The organism is Pseudomonas sp. I2 (assembly GCF_040984075.1).
Lineage (GTDB): Bacteria > Pseudomonadota > Gammaproteobacteria > Pseudomonadales > Pseudomonadaceae > Aquipseudomonas > Aquipseudomonas guariconensis_B.
On record NZ_JBCGFQ010000001.1, the window covers coordinates 34,176 to 53,181 of the forward strand.

The window sequence follows — 19,006 nt, forward strand, 5'->3', positions numbered from 1 at the left end:
CGAATCCACGCCGTACACCTTTCACCCCCCATGCAATCCAGCGGAGCACCCTCATGAACCCACACATCCTGATCATCGGTGCCGGCTTCGCCGGTGTCTGGAGCGCCCTGAGCGCCGCACGCCTGCTCGACCAGGCCCAGCGCGGCGACGTCACGGTCAGCGTGCTCGCGCCCCAGCCTGAGCTGCGCATCCGCCCGCGCTTCTACGAAAGCGACGTACACGGCATGAAGGCACCGTTGGGCGCCCTGTTCGAGGCGGTGGGCGTGACCTTCATCCAGGGCCATGCCGACACCATCGACGTGGACGGCCGCAGCGTCGGCTACACCGACAGTCACGGCCAGCGTCAGCGGATCGGCTACGACCGCCTGGTCCTGGCCGCCGGCAGCCAGGTGGCACGCCCGGCCGTGCCGGGCCTGGCCGAGCATGCCTTCGACGTCGACCAGATGGAGTCGGCCATGCGCCTGGAACGGCATCTGGTCGACCTGGCCGCGCTGCCCGCCTCCCCTGCCCGCAATACCGTGGTGGTCTGCGGCGGCGGCTTCACTGGCATCGAGACCGCCACCGAGCTGCCCGCCCGCCTGCGCGCCATCCTCGGTAACGACGCAGCACCACGGGTGATCGTCGTCGACCGGGGCGCCAGCATCGGCGCAGCGCTGGGCGCGGGCATCACCCCGGCGATCGTCGCAGCCTGCGAGCAGGCCGGCGTGGAGTGGCTGGCAGGTACCTCGGTGATGGGCATCGACGCCGGCGGCGTGACGCTGGACAACGGCGACTACATCGCCAGCAAGACCGTGATCTGGACCGTGGGCGTCAAGGCCAGCCCGCTGACCGCCCAAGTGCCGGGCGAACGCGATGCCCTGGGCCGCCTGCGCGTCGACGAGCACCTCAAAGTGATCGGCCAGCCGCACATCTATGCCACCGGCGACGTGGCCTGGGCCGCGGTGGACGAGCGAGGCAACCATGCCCTGATGACCTGCCAGCACGCCATTCCCATGGGCCGTCACAGCGGCAACAACGTGGCGGCCGACCTGCTGGGCGTGGCACCGGTGGTGTATCGCCAGCCCAAGTACGTGACCTGCCTCGACCTGGGCGACTGGGGCGCGGCGTTCAGCGAGGGCTGGGAGCGTGAGCTCAAGCTGCAGGGCCAGGAGGGCAAGGCCCTCAAGCGCCAGATCAACTCGGTGTGGATCTACCCGCCGGCCGCCGATCGCGCCCAGGCCCTGGCGGCAGCCGATCCACTGATTCCGATCGTGTAGACAGACCCGATCGTCACCGGGGCCGCTTCGCGTCTCCCCTGCGGCTCGATGCCGCGAGGGGGCGGGAGGCGGCCTTCTGTCTATTGTCTGTATACAATTTTATTGGATACCTGTTCAATCAATAGTGGCTATATGGCATCATTCAGCAAAAACACCATCAACTCTAGGGACTTAACCCACATTTGCAGCCCGTCGAGAGCCTGATCACCCTCCTGTGCCGTCTAGCGCTCTTGGGGCTGCCAACGCCAAGGAGCATTCAATGCAACTCCGGAACATGAAGATCGGCATACGGGCCGCCGCCGTATTCACCCTACTGGGCCTGTTGGTCCTGGCCATGGGGTTGTTCGCACTCTACGAAACCCGCCAGATGGACCGTGCCACCGACGAGATCCGCGTGACCTGGATGCCGGCGGTCATCGCGCTGGGCGATGTCAGCAACAACCTCGGCCGGGCGCGGGCGCTGACCCTGCGCAGCGTGCTGGAGGAACAGCCCAGCGCCAGGCAGGCGACACTGGCCTCGATCGTCCAGGTCAACCAGCAGTTGGAAAGCGACCTGAACGCCTACGAACGCACCATCATCGCCGATGACGATCGCGCCCTGTTCGACACCTTCATGAAGCTGAGCGAGCGTTACCACCGGTTGCAGAAGTCGATCCGCGACGCGGTCGCCACCGACCGTCTCGACGAGGCCCGGCGCCTGATCAACGGCCCCCTGGCCGAATACGCCGACACCATGCTCCAGGCCCTCAATGCGCTGATCCAGTACAACGCCGACGGCGCTGAAACGGCCTCCCGGCGCAGCAGCAGTGTGTTCGAGCAGGCCTTCTCGCTGATCATCACCTCCCTGGTGGTGATCATCCTGGCCTTGGCGGCCTTCGCCACCCTGCTCACCCGCAGCATCGTCATCCCCCTGGCCGACGCCGTGGCCGTGGCCGAGCGCGTGGCCACCGGCGACCTGACCCGCGACATCCAGGTCCACGGCCGCGACGAGCCGGCCCTGCTGCTGCGTGCCCTGGCCCGCATGCAGCAGAGCCTGCGCGAGACCATCCGCAAGATCGCCGCCTCCTCCGACCAGTTGGCCTCGGCCTCGGAAGAACTGCACACAGTCACCGAAGACACCAGCCGCGGTCTGCACCAGCAAAGCGCGGAGATCGACCAGGCGGCCACGGCGGTCAACCAGATGACCGCCGCCGTCGAGGAAGTGGCCAACAACGCGGTGAACACCGCCGATGCCTCCAAAGGGGCCGATCAGACCACCCGTGATGGTCGCGACCAGGTCAACCAGGCCCTGGCTTCGATCCAGCACCTGGTCAACGATGTCACCGGCACATCCGAGGAAATCGAGCAACTGGCCAATAACGCCAACGAAATCAGCCGCGTGCTCGACGTGATCGGCGCGATCGCCGGGCAGACCAACCTGCTGGCGCTCAATGCCGCCATCGAAGCGGCCCGTGCCGGCGAGGCCGGACGCGGTTTCGCCGTGGTCGCCGACGAAGTACGCGCCCTGGCCCACCGTACCCAGCAGTCCACCGCCGAGATCGAGCAGATGATCGTCGGGATCCAGTCCGGCACCGAGCGCGCGGTCACGGCCATGCACACCAGCCAGGGGCGTGCCACCGGCACCCTGGAAGTGGCCCAGTCGGCCGGCCAGGCTCTGGAGGTGATCGCCGAGGCCATCGCCTCGATCAATCAACGCAACCTGGTGATCGCCAGCGCATCGGAGCAGCAGGCGCAGGTGGCCCGCGAGGTGGACCGCAACCTGGTCAACATCCGCGACCTGGCCATGCAGACCTCGGCCGGGGCCAACCAGACCAGCGCGGCGGCCCAGGACCTGTCGCGACTGGCGGTGGAGTTGAATGGCATGGTGGCGCAGTTCAAGGTCTGAGCCGCCTGAGGCAGGCGGGGCTGCTTTGCAGCCCCGGATGCGGAGTCACTGACAGCTCACTGCCCGGACAGGAACCCCACCAACTGACGCCCATGGGAGCTGAGGCTCTCCCAACCACGAAAACACACCCGCAACTCCAGCGTCGCCCAGCGCTCCTCCAGCGCCAGCCGGCGCACCGGCAGCTCCTGCTCGGCACGCAGGGCTGCCGTCTCGGGCAACATGGCGATGCCGGCGCGCTGGGCCACCAGTTGGGCGATGGCCTCGAAGCTCGGCGCACGCACCCGGACCTTCAGGGGCATGGCCAGGTTCATCGCCAGCTCCTCGACGAAACGTTGCATGGCACGCTCGGCCGGCAGGCAGACGAAGGGAAACCCTAGGGCATCGACCAGCCGCAGTTGCCCGCGGGACGCCAACGGGTGGTCGGCGGGCGTCAGCAGGACCAGGCGCTCGGTACGAAACGGCAGCGACACCAGCCCCTCGTTGGCCAGGTTACCGTCGTACACGCCGATCTCGCACTCACCGGCCAGCACCACGCGCAGCACGTCCAGGCTCTTGTGCTCGACCAGTTGCAGGTCCACCTCCGGATAGTCGGCCAGAAACGGCCCAAGCACCGCCGGCAGCAGGGTGCTGTTGGTCACGGTGGACGCGGCCAGGTGCAAGGTGATGCGCCGCTGGCCGGCCAGCTCCTGCAAGGTGTCCTGCAGCCTCTGCGCCTCGCCCAGCACACTGCGGGCGGCTTCGAGCACCAGGCGGCCGGCCGGGGTCAGTTGCATGCCGTCGACCCGACGTACGAACAGGGCAAGGCCGCAACGTTCCTCGAACAGCCGCAAGCGGGTACTGGCGGCCGACACCGCCACCGGGAAGGTCGCCGCCGCCTTGCTCAGGCTACCGGTGGCGGCGATGGCGGCGAGCAGGCGCAGGTCAGGCAGGTCGAAATGCATGGGGCTTCTCCAAATCAGAACGCCATGTTCGATAAAAAGCGATTCTAGCGCCAGCGCCTTCTGCCCAGAATAAGCCTCGCCACTCCCCTTTCCCGGACACGCCATGCTCGCCATCCGCGCCCACTTGCAACGCCAACTGCACAACGGTGCCTTGTATGCCGTGCTCGCGGCCTTGGGTTTCAGCTTCAAGGCCATCTTCGTCAAACTCGCCTACGCGGCAGGCCCCGTGGACGCTATCAGCCTGCTGGCCATGCGCATGGGCATCGCGCTGCCCTTGTTCGTCTGGCTGGTGTGGTTCAGCCGTGGCTCGTCCAGCGCTGCCATTGGGCTGGGGGATAGCCTGCGCGTAGCGCTGCTCGGCCTGTTCGGCTATTACCTGGCCAGCCTGTTCGACTTCTATGGCCTGCAGTACATCAGTGCCGGGCTGGAGCGGCTGATCCTGTTCACCTACCCGACCCTGGTGCTGGTGTTCCAGGCCGTCGCCCTGCGTGAACGGCCCAGCCTGCGCACCCTGTCGGCCATGGGCTTGTGCTACCTCGGCCTGGGCATCGCCTTCGTCCACGACCTCGGCATGTCGGGGGGCGGCCAGCAGGTGCTCGTCGGCGCGCTGTGGGTGTTCGCCAGCGCGGTGACCTATGCCCTGTACTACGCCGGCACCGGCATGATGCTCAAGCGCATGGGCTCCATGCGCCTGGCCGGGCTGTGTGGCACGGCCTCGTCGCTGATGGTGCTGGCGCACTACCTGCTGGTGGCGGACACGGCCCAGTTGTGGCAACTGCCGCCGGCGGTATGGACCCATGCGGCGATGATGGCGGTGTTCTCCACCGTGCTGCCGATCTACTGGGTAGCCCTGGCGATCCAGCGCATGGGCGTGACCCAGACCGCGGCGGTCGGCAACCTGGGGCCGATGCTGACGGTGCTGGCGTCGTGGGCGATCCTCGGCGAGTCGATCTCGGCCTACCAGATCGCGGGGCTGGCGCTGGTACTGTTCGGGGTGTCGCGGTTGAAGCCGGCCAAGCGTTGAGCCTCGCGCACAGCCGCTTTGGGACAACCTATCGCGTACCGACGATGATCCCCTGCCCGCGCAGAGCCTCAAGCAAAGCCAGCCCCTGACGCTGGATCTCTTCGCCTCCCAAGGCCTGCAACCGCTCGCGCCCGCTACCCTGGAGCCCTGCCAGCAACTGGTAGGCCAGCGGCGTCAGGCGGGCGAAGCGCACCTGCAGGTCGGCGTCGCGATACACCAGCAGCAAGGTGGGTGTATCGGGGGGCTCGGCAGGCTGGTAGCCGGGGCCGATGCGCTCCACCGGCCAGCGGTAGGCGAGCACCCGGGCCACGCAGGAGAGCAACGGCTCGCCTTCGAGCAGATCCCCCTCGGGCCGGTGCTCTGGGTCCTCGGCATCGCTCAGGTACAACTGCGCCTCCAACCATTCATAGTGGGCCAGTTCCAACTGCCAGGGTGCATCCGCCTCGATGCCGTGCAGGTAGTCGATGAACACCTCGGCGACCTCGGTGAACAGCGGCGTCTGGCTGCGATAGTGGGCATGGAAGTCACGCACCCGGGCATGCCAGCGGGCCTCGCCGAGGGTCTGGCGCATGACTGGGAAGCTGCCGGCCAGCAAACCCTCGATGGCGTTGTAGAACAGCTCCCGATAGACCTTCAGGCGCCGCGCCTCGATGCCCGGCGGTGGTGGATTGGCTGCGGGATCGCGCAGATGGCGGGCCAGGGTAAACTGCTGCTGACGCAAGGTTTCATTCATCGCGCACACTCCCTGCCGCCTGCTGCAACTGGCGGATGCGTGCCGTCTCGTCGAGCAGCGCGTCCAGGGGCGGGTAATTGAAGTCGCGCTCCAGCACCGTCGGTTGCACGCCGAAGCGCTGGCAGGCACTGGCGAACAATGACCAGACATCTTCTTTCACCGGCGCCCCATGGGTGTCGACCTTCAGGTCCGGTGCTTCGTCGTAATGCCCGGCCACGTGCATGCCGACCACACGCTCGACCGGCAGGCCCTGGAGGAACGCCAGCGCGTCATAACGGTGGTTGCAGGCGTTGACGACGATGTTGTTGACGTCCAGCAGCAGGTCGCAGTCGGCCTCCTCGAGCACGGCGCGAATGAACGCCAGCTCGCTCATGGCTTGGTAGGGCGCGGCGTAGTAGCTGATGTTCTCCACGGCGATGCGGCGGCCAAGCTGGTCCTGGGCCTGGCGGATGCGCGCCGCGACATGCACCACGGCCTCGTCGGTGAACGGGATCGGCATCAGGTCGTAGAGGTGACCATCGTCGCTGCAGTAGCTCAAGTGCTCGCTGTACAGGCGTACCTGGTAGCGCTCGAGAAACTGCCGGGTACGCGCGAGAAAGGCCTGGTCCAGCGGTGCACTGCCGCCCAGTGACAGTGACAGGCCGTGGCAGGCGATGGCGAAGCGTTCGGCCAGGCGCTCCAGGCCCTGGCCATAGGCTCCGCCGACACCGATCCAGTTTTCCGGCGCGCATTCGAGAAAATCCACCGCGCCGTCCGCCATCGTCAGCAGCTCGGGCAGCAGGCCACGGCGCAAGCCGAGGCCGGTGCGCAAGGGGTGGTCGTTCATGTTCGGTTCTCCACAAGGCGCTGCGACAAGGCCCCCACATCACCGCCCGCAGGCAGTCCGTGGGAGCCCGCTCGATCAGGACTCGCCAGCCAGGTGGCTGAACAGCCCCTCGGGCATCGGCTTGCCGCTGGCCTGGTAGAGGGCCTTGAGGTGGTCGTAAGCCTCCTGCTCGGAGATCATGCCGTCGTGGTTGCTGTCGATCTTGTCGAAGTCGGCGGCGCGGTCCTTGGCCACGGCGAGGAACTCCTCGCGCGAGACCTTGCCGTCATGGTTGCTGTCGGTACGGGCGAAGGAGGCATCGCCACACTTGCCCTCCCCGCACTTGCCCTCGGCCTGGCCGGCCTTGGCGCTACCGCCACACTTGCCTTCGCCACACTTGCCTTCGCCCTGGGTGGCCTTGCCGCTGCCCCCACACTTGCCTTCGCCGCATTTGCCTTCGCCTGGGGTCTTGGCTGCGGCCAGTTGGTAGCCCTGGGCCAGGGGCTCGACAGCGAACGCGCTGTTGCCCAGGGCCATGCCGCCGAGCAGTGCGACGCTGAGCAGGCCAAGGGTGTTCTTCGAATGTTTCATGCTGGTGCTCCACTGTGGTTGAGAGGTGGAGCCATTTCGCCGCAGTGGTGTATCGCAGGTGTATCAGGCAGGTGGGCTTTCTGTATGGGAGTGGGTCGACCAGGTGGCTGGATACAGTCAGATACAGAGCACTGGAACATCGCCTCGCGGCTATCAGCGAAGGGTCGGGGACGAGGCGTCGCCGGCGCCCCACCCCGCGCGGCACATCCTCAGTCTTCCAGCGGCTTGGGCGGCGCCAGGGGCTTGGTCGGCTTGCCGGGCTTGCTGTCCTTGGCCTTCTCGGTGCTGCTGGCCACCGGCTCGGGCGCGGTCACCGCCTTCTCGCTGGCGGGAAGCTCGTCCACCGCCTTGAAGATCACCTGCGGGTCGAGCTGCTCGCCGCTGTCGTCATCCTTGAGCATGTGCCGCTCACCATCCTTGCCCACCAGGATCACCTTGGTGCCCTTGCTGGCACCAAGCTTGAGCTCGCGGATCAAGGCCATGGTGGTCTGCTGCTCGAGGTTCTTGTCCTCGCGCTTGCCCATCATGTTGGCGACGCTGTAGAGCACCAGGCTGCGCTCCTTGAACGCGGCCTGGGTGGCCGGGTCCTTGAGGGCCTCGTTCAGGCCGCGCAAGGTGGGGTCGGCGGTGCTGGGGGCGATGATGATCAGCGGCCTGGCCTTGCCCAGCTCCTTGGCCAACGGTGCATCGCTGTCCGCAGCGAGCAAGGGGCCGGCGACGGCGAGCAAGGTGGCGAGGGTCAGTGACCGGACGAGCATGCGCATCTCCTTTCCTTATTGTCTCGATGAACCAAATGACTACAGATCGGGGAGAAAGATCCGGCCTGCGAGCCTAAACCACCTGCCTGGGCAGGTGGTCAGGTCAAAGGTAACTTCCGGTTTCCAGATCAGGCCTACGGCATCTCCGGAAAATGCCGACACCCGAACCTGAGCATAGCCGAAAGCCACCGGGGTCGCGGCAGGTGCTCGCCCTACCCCTCGCCTCAGGAGGCCCCCGGGGTGTCGTCACTGGCAGGCGGCGCCTCGGCCAGGGCGATGCGGGTCAGGGCCAGCATCCGCTCGCGCCGAGCCGCCTGGCGCTCGCTGCCGATGCTATTCATCCGCGCCAGGTATTGGCCCTCCGGCAACGCCGACGATCTCTCCATCAATGCCTCGACGCGGCGATGGAACGGCGCATCGAGGGCCTCGAAGACCTCGGCGTGGGCGCGTAGCAGGTGTTCCTGCCAGAAGTCCCGCTCTACCAGCGACTGCGCCAGGCGTTCCGGCGTCTGCAGTGCCAGCACGCGCTCCCGGGCCTGGTCGATGCGCGACCGGTCCAGCCCGGCAACGTCGGCGTAGGCCATGTCGGCAGGTTGCCCCGGCAGGTCGAGCGCATCACGCAATGCCAGGCGGTAGGCCAGGCTTACCTCGATCTCGTCCGGATCGCTGCCTGCGGCCCGGCGCGCCTGGATGTCCTCCAGGGCGATACGTTCGACCTCGTCCAGCCGCCACAGCTGGCGCCCCAACCGTACCAGGGCCTGCTCCTGGCCACCGGCGGCCGCGTCGACCCGCGCCTGCCAGACCAGCATGCGCAGTTCCAGGGCGCTGAAGCTCAGGATCACGCTGTCCTGGCAGGTCAGGGGCATGCGCGCTTGGTTGAACAGCTCGCTGCGCAGCCCTTCGTAGCGGCACATGCTCTGCAGCAGGGTGAACACCCGGTTGGCCAGGTCCTGGCGATGATCGCGAAAATCCACGGTTTCCAGCAGCCGCGCGAGCATGGCGAAGAAATCGTCCGCACCGTCCTCGGCTTCCAGCTCGTCCCACGTCGAGGACTGCACGGCCCGTTGGACACTGTCGGCGGCGTCGAGCCAGCGTCGGCGCAACGACATCGAGGAAGGACCCGCCACCTGCGGCGCCGGCATGCCATGGGCCTGGGAAAAGGCCTCCAGGCGTTGCGCGGCCTGTTCGTCCAACGGGTTACCCGTCAGCATCACGGTACGCCCCACCCAGATCGGCGCACGATAGAAACGCTCCGGCAGCGTCGTGATCTGGTTGTCGCGCAGGTCGGCGATGGTCAGTTCCAGGCGGTCCATCAGGGCGGGCGGGAGTTCGTTGATCCCGGTGGCGCGAAGGTACAGACGCCGCAAGCGGTCCAGCCGGTACAGCGGGAAGGTTCGCCCCAGCGGGTTGCGCGACAGGTTGATGAACTCCAGCATTTCGCCGTTGGCCAGGGTCATAGCCTGCTCGGTGTCGAGCACGACACGGTTGTCGTACAGGTCCAGCTCACGCAGCGATGTCAGCGCCTCCAGGCCCGGCGGCAGGCGGGTCAAGCGGTTGCTGGCCAGCTCCAGAACCTGCAGGTTCGGGAAAGCGCCCAGGAAACGCTGTGGCATTTCCCGCAGCCCCAAGCCCATCAGCGACAACTCATGGATGTGGGGGAAACTCACAGCCTCGGGCAGCTCGGGCAAGCGCTCCAGGCTGAGCGCCCAGATACTCAGGCGATACCCCGTCGCTTGCCCACGCTGGTCGAACAACTGCGGCCCCCGGCGCTGCCAGCAACTGAGCAGGACCTGGGCGAAATGCCGCCGCTCGCGGCGCTGCATGCCGCTGGCGGGCTGCTCGCTCCAGGCCCGCAGGTGGTCATCCAGTGCCTCGAACTCATGCCCCAGCCGGGCAAGTTCGCTCTCCACCTGCCGGCCCGAGCGCCTCACCTCCTGCAACCAGGCATCGATCTGCGCATCGTCGAACGTCGGATACACCGCCCGCACCCGGGCGAACAGCGCCTGCGGCCTACCCCGCGATGCGCCCCGGCCACTCAGCGGATAACCGACTCGGCCATCGTCCAGGCGCCGTGGAGGCCGGAACCAGCCGATGGGCTCGCCCTGCCCCAGTAGCCGTGCGACCGCGTCACGCTGGCGCGCCGCCAGCCGCCCCACCAGCACCCGCAGGTTATGGGCGAAGGGCTCGCCGATGCCCATGGCATCCCGCTGGCGGTCGCCGTAGGCGGCGGCGATGACCTCGAACAGCTCCCCCCAGCCGGCCAGCACCTGGCCCTGCTCGTCGAGCAACTGGAAGCGGCCATCGCGGTGGAGCAGGTCGAAGCCGCCGCCCTCCTCGCCCTGCTCCAGGGCCAGCAGCAATGGCCCCTGCACGCTACCCTCGAACAAGCGCCAGCGCCCCGCCGGCGCGCCCGGCAGTTGCCTGGCCATGGCCAGGGCCACACGCGCCAGGTCGCCCGCAAGGTGTCCAGGTACAGCGCCTCGAATACCCTGGCCACACGTATCTGTCCCACGCTCGTCCTCGCCGACTCGGCCAGGCGCAGCGCAACCCGACCAGTGTCGAGCAAGCGGCGCCGGTCCGCGACCCGGGCCGCCTCCAACAACGCTTCGGCAGCCCGGCCATGCAGGCCGGGGAATGCTCGGCGCAGGGTCGCGACACCGGGCTTGTCGCGGCCCTGGGCGCTCTCGTACAGGCGCTGGAACAATGGCCTGCGCAGGTTCCAGGCCAGCTCTGCCAACCCCTGGTCTGGCAGCCCAGCCGCCCCGGGCAAGGCCTGGGCATGCTGCAGCACGAAGCGGTCGCTGACCGGCTCGCCGCCGCGCAGGCGGCCGACCAACTCACGGATACGCTGCTCGAGCAATACCCGCTCGACGCTGTCGACCAACTGCGCCTCGGGCGCCTGCCCCTGGACATGCAGCGCACGCAGGTGACTGGCCTCCAGGCCATGCGCCGTCATGAGCTGGTCGATCTGTTCGTCGTCGAGGCGCGCGAACGGGCCACCCAGGCGGCGGAACAGGCGATGAGGATCGTCCCAGCGGGCCGGCTGCTCCGACCACAGGCGCCAGGCACCGGCACCGTTGTGGCATAGCAGCGGCCCATGGCCGCCCTGTGGGCGCAATTGCCAGCGGCCATCACCGGCGCGCTGGACGATAGGGTAATGATGCCCGTCCATCTCGATCCAGGCCTGTGCCCCCAGGCGGTGGATACCCTGCGCATCGGGCACGGCTTGCGGCGGTGGCGCCTCGCTGCGAAAGGCCGCCAGGTCAAGCTTGTACAAGCGTGTGCTGCCGTCCTCCAACTGCGCCGGCAACAGGCTGTCGACCAGGCTGGAGCGGGACCAGGCGTTGCACACCAGGGTGATGCCCGCAGCGGTAGCGGCGACTACGGCAAGGTCGATGGCGACATTGAACAGGTGCTCGAGCGCTTCGCTGGTTTCCCCCTCGTGCCAGGCCTCGATACCGTGGTAGACCTCGCCAAGCAGCGCCCAGGCGCTCACCGCCAGCAGCGCCGCGCCGATCACCGGGACGAACAACCCGGCGAGGTTGAGCAGGGTCCAGCCTTCGGCTGCCAGGCGCTGGGCGTGCTCGCGCTGGACCTGGCGATCGACCTCGGCCTTCGGCACCGCGATCATGGCGGCATCGTCCTTGATCTGGCCGATGCGCGCCCGAGCCAGGCTATCGAACAGCGGCTCCGGGTAGGCATGCATGCGCGCCTCCAGGTCGATGTTGGCCAGCTCGGACACCCCCTGGTAGCCCTGGACCACGCTGGCAAAGAAGCGCTGGCTGTCGCGCCGCCGCACGAAGCGGCTGAAGAAGCGTTGGTACTGCGAGGTGCGCAGGCGCTTGCCCAAGGCATTGGCGAAATGACGCAAGTCCGGAAACGCCTGCCAGGGTGCCTGCGGATCGTCCGGGATATGCACCAGTACCCGGCGGCTGGTGCTGTACAGCGGGCTGAGGCTTTCATCGCGGACATCGAGCACGACGATCTGCTCCAGCGTGCAACCGAGCAGGCTCAAGCGCTTGGCGATGACCGGGCTGCCCTCGAGCGTGGGCGCGCGATGCAGGCCACACAGCCGCACCAACAGCTGCAGCTCGGCCTCGTTCAACGCACCCTTGATCCTGGCCACATGGGCATCGGCCAGCATGCCGTAGCGCCGTGCCCGCGCCAGCAACGACAGCACCTGGCGGCGCGCCTCGCCGTCGGCCGGTTCGAGGATACCCTGCAAATGGCGCTGGTAGCGCCCACCCAGGTCGAGTTCACGGCACAGGCTGGCGAACTGCTGCGCGCACGGCAGCTTGGCCTGGGCATCCAGCGGGTCCACCAGGCCGTTGCCGGGCAACTGCCCCCCTGCCTCGGCTTCTGCCGCGGTGAAATTGCGCAGCGCGGCCTCGAACAGGCTGATCTCGGTATAGACCGGCACCGTCACCGGATAGCCGATCGGCTGCGAGGTGATCACCGGTTCCCGGTGCCCCAGGCGAAAACGCAGGCGATGAATGTCCAGCGCTGCGCCGAAGCGCGCCCGCAACGCCTGGACCAGCAAGGGCTCGGCGAAGCAGTCGATGCCCTGCACGCCTGCAAGTAACTGCCGAACCCGCTGGCGAAAGTACAGGCTCAGGCCCATGGCATCCTGCAACGGTGCCAGTTGCTCGACGCTCGCCGAGCGCAGCCAGTACGGCAGACGCGCACCGATGAGCGCGTCCTGGGCGGCCGCGTATGCCGAAGGTGGGGTGTGGGTGACCATCGATTGCCTCTCCTGGGTGGCGGAAAAGGCAGCACCCTAGGCCGTGCGAGGCGGCGGACGGCGTTAGAGGGGTAATACCCGCGGGTCAGAAGAGCAGTAGCTGGCGATCGGTCAGGGCCGCGAAATCATCGCCCACGAACGGCAGTATGGCGTCCGCCACCGGTTGCAACTGGCGACTCAGGTAATGCTCGTGGTCGATCGGCGACTGCAGGTTCTCGAGGGGTTCGGGGCCCGAGGTGGTGATGACGTAGCTGATCCAGCCACCGTTCTGGTACTGCCGGGGCCGGCCCAGGCGGCTGTTGAACGCATCGGCCAGCCGTGCGGCGCGCACGTGGGGCGGCACGTTGCGCTGGTAGTCGGCCAGCGGCCTGCGCAGGCGCTTGCGGTACACCAGCAACTCGTCCTGCTCACCGGCCAGGGTGCGGCGCACATAGTCACGGACATAGTCGCGGTAAGGCTGGCCACGGAAGATCCGCCCGTAGAGCTCCTGCTGGAACTGCCGGGCCAGGGGCGACCAGTCGGTGCGCACCGACTCCAAGCCCTTGAACACCAGTTCCTCGCGCCCCTCGCCGCGCTGTACCAGGCCGGCGTAGCGCTTCTTGCTGCCCTCGTCGGCACCACGGATGGTCGGCATGAGAAAGCGCCGGTAGTGGGTCTCGAACTGCAGCTCCAGGGCGCTGTCCAGGTCCATCGTCTCGCGCAGGTGTTGCCGCCACCACTGGTTGACCTCGGCGACCAGGGCCTGGCCGATGCGCGCGGCGGCCGCTTCGTCATGGGCCTCTTTGAGCCAGACGAAGGTCGAGTCGGTGTCGCCGTAGATCACGTCGAAGCCACGGGCTTCGATCAGGGCGCGGGTCTGGCGCATGATCTGGTGCCCGCGCAGGGTGATGGACGAGGCCAGGCGCGGGTCGAAGAAGCGGCAACCGCTGGAGCCGAGCACGCCGTAGAAGGCGTTCATGATGATTTTCAGCGCCTGGGACAGCGGCGCGTTACCGGCCCGCTTGGCCGCCTCGCGCCCCTGCCAGACCCGCTCGACGATGGCTGGCAGGCAATGTTGGCGGCGGGCGAAACGCGCCCCACGAAAGCCCTCCACGGAATCGGCGTCATCCGGCTGGCGCAGGCCCTCGACCAGGCCCACCGGGTCGATCAGGAAGGTACGGATGATCGAGGGGTACAGGCTCTTGTAGTCGAGCACCAACACCGAGTCGTACAGGCCAGGCCGCGAGTCCATGACGAAACCGCCGGGGCTGGCTTCGTCCGGGCGGCTGCCCAGGTTGGGGGCGACGAAGCCCAGGCGGTGCATGGACGGGATGTACAGGTGGCAGAACGCGGCCACCGAGCCGCCACTGCGGTCCACCGGCAAGCCGGTGACGGTGGAACGCTCGAGCAGGAACTCGAGCAGCCGGGTATGGGCGAAGATCCGCGTGACCAGCTCGCAGTCCTTGAGGTTGTAGCGGGCCAGGGCCGGCTTGTCCTCGGCGAACATGCGGTTGATCTCGTCCATGCGCTGGTACGGGGTGTCGATGGCCTTGCCTTCGCCGAGCAGGGCCTGGGCGACGCTTTCCAGGCTGAACGAAGGAAAGCTCCAGGTCGCCGCGCGCAGTGCCTCGATGCCATCGATCAGCAGGCGCCCCGGCGCATCGGCGAACACATGGTTGCGCCCGCTGTGGGAACGCAGGCCCAGGGGCGCGCCGTTGCGGCCGAGGGCCAGCGGTACCTGCAGGCGCGTGGCGTGCTCGTGCAGCAGGCGCAGGTCGAACTGCACCAGGTTCCAGCCGATGATCGCATCCGGGTCATGGCGGGCCAGCCACTGGTTCAGGCAGCCGAGCAACTGGGCACGGTCGTCGCAATACTGCAGGTCGAAATCCAGGTCATCGGCCTGGCCGTTGGCCGGCCCGAGCATGTAGACCTGGCGCTGGCCGCAGCCCTCCAGAGCGATGCTGTAGAGCTCGCCGCGCTCGCTGGTCTCGATGTCCAGCGATACCAGGCGCAACGCCGGGCGGTAATCCGGCAAGGGCTTGAGCTGGGCATCGCAGAGCACGCCCTGGGCATCCGGGCGACCGCTGAACAGCACCGGGGCGGTGATGAAGCGCTCCATCAGGTAGCGCTCCGGGGGACGGATATCGGCTTCGTAGACGTCGATGCCGGCACTGCGCAGGCGCTGTTCGAGCTGGATCAACTGACGGTGCTGGCGGCAGTACAGGCCCAGTACCGGCCGCTGCTCGAAATCGCGCAGGCGCAGGGGCCGCAGCTCGACGCCCCGCTCGTTGGCCAGCAAGGCACGGGCGCGCACGGCATGCGCCAGTGGCACGAACGCCGCCGACTCCTGCGGTGCCAGGCGCAGTTGCCGTGGGCCTTGGTCGGTGGCGAGCCAGAACTCCACGCAGGTCCCCTCGGGCGTGTCATGCCAATGCCGGGTGAGGACAAAGCCCTGCTGCAACTCCACCGCGTCGACCTCGAATCGTTTTGCTCAAGCGAAGGAAGCATTCTACCGCTGAATGCCAGAGATGGGCTGCGCAGCAGCCAGCAGGAACCTCAGCCGTACAGGTAGTCGATGTCCTTGTGCGCCAATGGCGGCACCTGGCTGAGCAGGAAGTCGCGCAGCCGGTGCATCTGCCGCGCCTTGGGGCTGGCCTTGAGCCAGGTCATGTAGTAGCCGTCGCCGGTGGCCACCGCATGCTTGAACGGCATGACCAGCCGCCCTGCAGCCAGGTCGGCGCTGGCCAGCACCAGGTCGACCACCGAAATGCCCAGGCCCTGCTGGGCTGCCGAGATGCCCTGGTCGAGCGTATCGAACACCTGCCCCCTGTCGATGCTGATGTCCAGCGCATCCATGCGCGCCAGCCAGCGCCGCCAGTCGCGCCGGTCCGCGGAGGGGTGCAAAAGCTCGCAGCGCTCCAGCACCGCCAGGTCCGGCTTCGGCTGGTCCAGGTACTCGGGATGGCACACCGGGATCAGCCACTCGTCGAACAGCTTGAGGCTCTCGACGTCGGCCGGGAAACGCCCGCTGCCCAGCAGGATGGCGCAGTCGTAGGGTTCGGAATAGAAATCCACCGTGTCGATGTCCATCCACACGCTCGAGAGTTGCACGCTGCAGCTGTTGTCGACCTTCTTGAAGGCATCCAGCGCCTTGAGCAGCCAGCGCACGGTGAGGGTCGAGGGGGCCTTCAGGCGCAGGCCGTAGCGGTCCTGGCGCAACAGCGCGCAGGCGTTCTCGATGATCTTGAAGCCGACCTTGAGCTCCTGCGCCAGCAGCCGGCCGTGCTCGGTCAGGCGCAACTTGGGGCCGCGCCGCTCGAACAGGTCGCAGCCGAACAGGGTCTCGAGGGTCTTGATGTGGTGGCTGACCGCCCCCTGGGTCAGGGCCAGCTCCTGCGCCGCCCGGGTGAAAGAGCCGTAGCGTGATGCCACTTCAAAGGCACGCAGGGCATGCAGCGCCTGGATCCGTTCCGACATTCGCAGCGTCCGAAGCATGAGTGAAGCTAATAGTAGGTCATAGTTCCAGGCGTTTTACAACCTGGGGGTGTTCTCAGAAAATGCAGGTAAACAATAAACATATATAGCGAAACCGCTTGTATCTGGCGGGAAGTTCAAAAGAACTGCTGGGGTAATCATGTTTACGGGTTATGGGAACTGCTATCGCCTGGATGCGCTAGAGCTAGCCTCTGAACATATCCAGAACCAACGACACTGGGCGTACGAAACCATCGAACGCTTTCGCGCCATCCTCGCCAACCCCGACTTTCCGTGCCTGTTCGGCCGCAAGGCGGTGGCCGCCGGCACCTGCTCCATCGTCTTCGCCCGTGCCGGGCAACTGGCCGCGGACATTGCCCGGGGCCTGGCCGAATACGTACGCGCCCTCGAGCCCGTGCCGCTCAAGCAGCGCATCGGCAACCCACTGCTGGTGTTCCTCGAGACCCATGCCGGCAGCAGCCTGGCGCAGCAGCAGGCGCTGGCCTGGTCGGTGCTGCAAGAGCTGCATGAGCACGACCCGCTGCCCTGGCCGGAGGACATCCCCAAGGATCCCCACGACAGCGGCTGGTCGTTCTGCTTCGCCGGCATGCCCCTGTTCATCAACATGAACTTCCCGGCCCACCAGCAGATGAAGAGCCGCAACCTGGGCGAGCATATCGTCTTCGTCATCAACCCCCGGGAAAGCTTCGACGAAGTGGCCAGCGCCACCAGCGAAAGCGGCCAACGCATCCGGGCACGCATCCGCGAACGGGTGCGCCATTACAACGACGGGGTGATGCCCGATACCCTGGGCTTCTTCGGCCAGGCCGACAACTTCGAATGGCGCCAGTACCAACTCCAGGAACCGGGCTCGCTGAATCCTCCGCGCTGCCCGTTCCAGGCCCTTGCGACACCCGACACACTGATCGAGAACTGAACGTGAATACCGCACTGACCGCCACCTACGCCCTCACCGTCCTGCTGCTGATCGCCACGCCCGGCCCGGTGGTGGCACTGATCGTCAACACCGCCGCGGCCTCCGGCACGCGCAAGGCCCTGTTCACCGCCGTCGGCACCAACTGGGCCTCGCTGGTACTGATCGGCGCCGCGGCCTGGATCATCATGACCAGCGCGGCCGTCGACAAGGCCTGGCTCAGCGGCATGAGCCTGCTGGGTTGCCTGTTCATCGGCTACATCGCCATCGGCACCCTCAGGGAAGCGCTGCAGGCCCCCATCGCCGAGGCCGGGCCCGACACCGCCGGGCCCGGGCGCGGTGGGCTGCTGCAGGGGTTCATGGTGGGCATCTCCAACCCCAAGGACATCATCTTCTTCATTTCCTTCTTCCCGCAGTTCATCCAGATCACCGAATCCTTCGAAAAAAGCATGGTGGTGCTGTCGCTGCTGTGGATCGCCATCGATTTCGCCGTGCTCAGCCTGTACATCTTCGCCATCGGCAGGATCACCTCGCAGCGCAGCAATCGCCTGATCACCCTGGCATCGGGCGTCGCCCTGCTGCTGATCGCCGTCGGCGGGCTTGCCTACAACATCAAGGCGCTGGCCGGCTAAGCCGGCACGCCCCAGACCGTCGATTCGACAAGGAGCGCCCATGAGGCCGATCGATCACGCCACGCACGCCCAGGACAGCCTCCTTCCTCTGCCCCAGGACTACCAGCGCTTCCTGCTGCTGGGTAGCCGCCGGGCGCCGCATACCCTGTACATGCACGAGCGTGGCTATCGATCCGGCACCATCAATACCGACGCCCTCGGGATGCGCTACAGCCACGCGGGAGACAAGCGCTACTCGGTGGCCGAACACAAGGGCGCGAAGCGGGTCAATCTGCTGGTGGGCGGCTCGACCGCCCTGGGGATTGGCGCCAGTTCCGATGAACACACGGTGGCGTCCTACCTGTCGCGGCTCACCGGCGAGGTCTGGCTGAACCTGGCCGGCTGTGGGCTCAACGCCACCCAGGAACTGCTGACCTTCCTCAGTCATCAGCACCGTTTCGCGCAGATCGGCCACGTCGTGGTGCTGAGCGGCCTGAACACCCTGGCGCAAGAGGCACTGGGCGAGGTCCTGGCGAGCGAGCAGGCCACCGCCTACCAGGATGTGCTCAACAGTTTCAACGAAGGGGTACAGGCCTGCGACGCACCGCGCCGCGAATCGTTCTGGCAGCGCCTGGGCAAGGCCTTCGCGCCCCGCCACCAGCCCGCAGCGGTCGCCTGGACGCTGCCGGCCCCGGGCAAACGCCTGAACCAGGCGGCAGACTGCATCGGCCGCACCCTGCAACAGTGGGACCGGCTCCTGGCCAACGGCCATGCCACCCTCACCTTCATTCTCCAGCCCCTGCTGCCCTGGTGCCGGGAGAGCCTGCCGGCCGGCGAACAGGCCATGCTCACGGCGCTGCAACAGCAACCGACGAATTTCGACCGGCTCCTGGCCGACGTTTTCGACAGCCAGTTGCACACGGCATTTTTCCGGCGCATCAAGGACCAGGCCGGGCCAGTCCCGTGCTACGACATGAACAGCATGCTCAGCAGCTCGCCGGTGTTCGGCGAGCCCCTGTTCGTCGATCGCCTGCACTTCAACGACCTGGGCAACAATGCCCTGGCCAAGGTGATCACCGCCAAGCTGGGGCTGGCCCAGGAAAAGTACGAATTACAAGCTGCCTCCCGTCTGGCTCGTCCGACAGGTCGGGAAATGGGCTTCCGGCATGTACCGGTCGGTGGCTAGAATACGGGCTTGTCGTTCTGATTTGCCTGAGGCACATGTGTAACCGTGAACATCGAAGCCGCCCTGCCACATCTGGCCGCACGCCGTA

Annotated in this window: 15 protein-coding genes; 6 read left to right on the forward strand and 9 right to left on the reverse strand. The window is 67.1% G+C overall.

What is annotated here, in order from left to right; genetic code table 11:
* The first annotated feature begins 53 nt into the window (after positions 1–53).
* Positions 54–1,256 carry an NAD(P)/FAD-dependent oxidoreductase gene (locus tag WCE05_RS00160; RefSeq protein ID WP_368815237.1) on the forward strand — a complete coding sequence of 401 codons (1,203 nt, stop codon included), beginning with the start codon at positions 54–56 and terminating at the stop codon, positions 1,254–1,256.
* 259 nt (positions 1,257–1,515) lie between these two features.
* A complete protein-coding gene (locus tag WCE05_RS00165) occupies positions 1,516–3,141 on the forward strand; it encodes a methyl-accepting chemotaxis protein (protein ID WP_253080331.1) in 1,626 nt (541 codons plus the stop codon).
* Between the two features lie 56 nt (positions 3,142–3,197).
* Here the strand turns inward: WCE05_RS00165 and WCE05_RS00170 are convergent, their stop codons facing one another.
* Positions 3,198–4,082, reverse strand: a complete 885-nt coding sequence (locus WCE05_RS00170) for a LysR substrate-binding domain-containing protein (protein ID WP_225789704.1) — start codon at positions 4,080–4,082, stop codon at positions 3,198–3,200.
* Positions 4,083–4,185: 103 nt separating this feature from the next.
* On the opposite strand from WCE05_RS00170, the gene WCE05_RS00175 reads away from it, so the two are divergent.
* Entirely contained in the window at positions 4,186–5,106 is a 921-nt protein-coding gene (locus WCE05_RS00175; protein ID WP_368815239.1) for a DMT family transporter, read from the forward strand.
* Between the two features lie 28 nt (positions 5,107–5,134).
* Here WCE05_RS00175 and WCE05_RS00180 read toward each other — a convergent pair whose 3' ends face one another.
* The 8 genes from WCE05_RS00180 to WCE05_RS00215 form a co-directional block, all read right to left on the reverse strand.
* Complete coding sequence (locus WCE05_RS00180; protein ID WP_225789706.1) at positions 5,135–5,839, reverse strand: DUF2063 domain-containing protein; 705 nt, start codon at positions 5,837–5,839, stop codon at positions 5,135–5,137.
* On the reverse strand, positions 5,832–6,665 hold the full coding sequence (locus WCE05_RS00185) for a DUF692 domain-containing protein (RefSeq protein ID WP_225789707.1): 834 nt from the start codon (positions 6,663–6,665) through the stop codon (positions 5,832–5,834). Before WCE05_RS00185 ends, WCE05_RS00180 begins: the two co-directional genes overlap by 8 nt.
* A 75-nt stretch (positions 6,666–6,740) precedes the next feature.
* Entirely contained in the window at positions 6,741–7,235 is a 495-nt protein-coding gene (locus WCE05_RS00190; RefSeq protein WP_368815240.1) for an EF-hand domain-containing protein, read from the reverse strand.
* Between the two features lie 209 nt (positions 7,236–7,444).
* Positions 7,445–7,993 carry a DUF4174 domain-containing protein gene (locus tag WCE05_RS00195; protein WP_225789709.1) on the reverse strand — a complete coding sequence of 183 codons (549 nt, stop codon included), beginning with the start codon at positions 7,991–7,993 and terminating at the stop codon, positions 7,445–7,447.
* 224 nt (positions 7,994–8,217) lie between these two features.
* Positions 8,218–9,816, reverse strand: coding sequence for an NEL-type E3 ubiquitin ligase domain-containing protein (locus tag WCE05_RS00200; protein ID WP_368815319.1), 1,599 nt, complete (start codon positions 9,814–9,816; stop codon positions 8,218–8,220).
* Positions 9,817–10,028: 212 nt separating this feature from the next.
* A complete protein-coding gene (locus WCE05_RS00205) occupies positions 10,029–12,734 on the reverse strand; it encodes a DUF6543 domain-containing protein (protein ID WP_368815241.1) in 2,706 nt (901 codons plus the stop codon).
* Between the two features lie 85 nt (positions 12,735–12,819).
* The gene (locus WCE05_RS00210; protein WP_368815243.1) at positions 12,820–15,180 is read right to left on the reverse strand and encodes a DNA polymerase II; all 2,361 of its coding nucleotides are present in this window, start codon (positions 15,178–15,180) and stop codon (positions 12,820–12,822) included.
* Positions 15,181–15,269: 89 nt separating this feature from the next.
* Complete coding sequence (locus WCE05_RS00215) at positions 15,270–16,190, reverse strand: LysR substrate-binding domain-containing protein (protein WP_225789712.1); 921 nt, start codon at positions 16,188–16,190, stop codon at positions 15,270–15,272.
* A 157-nt stretch (positions 16,191–16,347) separates the two neighbouring features.
* Here WCE05_RS00215 and WCE05_RS00220 point away from each other — a divergent pair, with 157 nt between their 5' ends.
* The 3 genes from WCE05_RS00220 to WCE05_RS00230 are packed head-to-tail and all read left to right on the forward strand — an operon-like array spanning position 16,348 to position 18,918.
* Positions 16,348–17,124, forward strand: a complete 777-nt coding sequence (locus tag WCE05_RS00220) for a YqcI/YcgG family protein (RefSeq protein ID WP_225789713.1) — start codon at positions 16,348–16,350, stop codon at positions 17,122–17,124.
* Between the two features lie 2 nt (positions 17,125–17,126).
* Positions 17,127–17,753 carry a LysE family translocator gene (locus tag WCE05_RS00225; RefSeq protein ID WP_225789714.1) on the forward strand — a complete coding sequence of 209 codons (627 nt, stop codon included), beginning with the start codon at positions 17,127–17,129 and terminating at the stop codon, positions 17,751–17,753.
* A 40-nt stretch (positions 17,754–17,793) separates the two neighbouring features.
* A complete protein-coding gene (locus WCE05_RS00230) occupies positions 17,794–18,918 on the forward strand; it encodes a hypothetical protein (protein WP_225789715.1) in 1,125 nt (374 codons plus the stop codon).
* Positions 18,919–19,006: the final 88 nt, after the last annotated feature.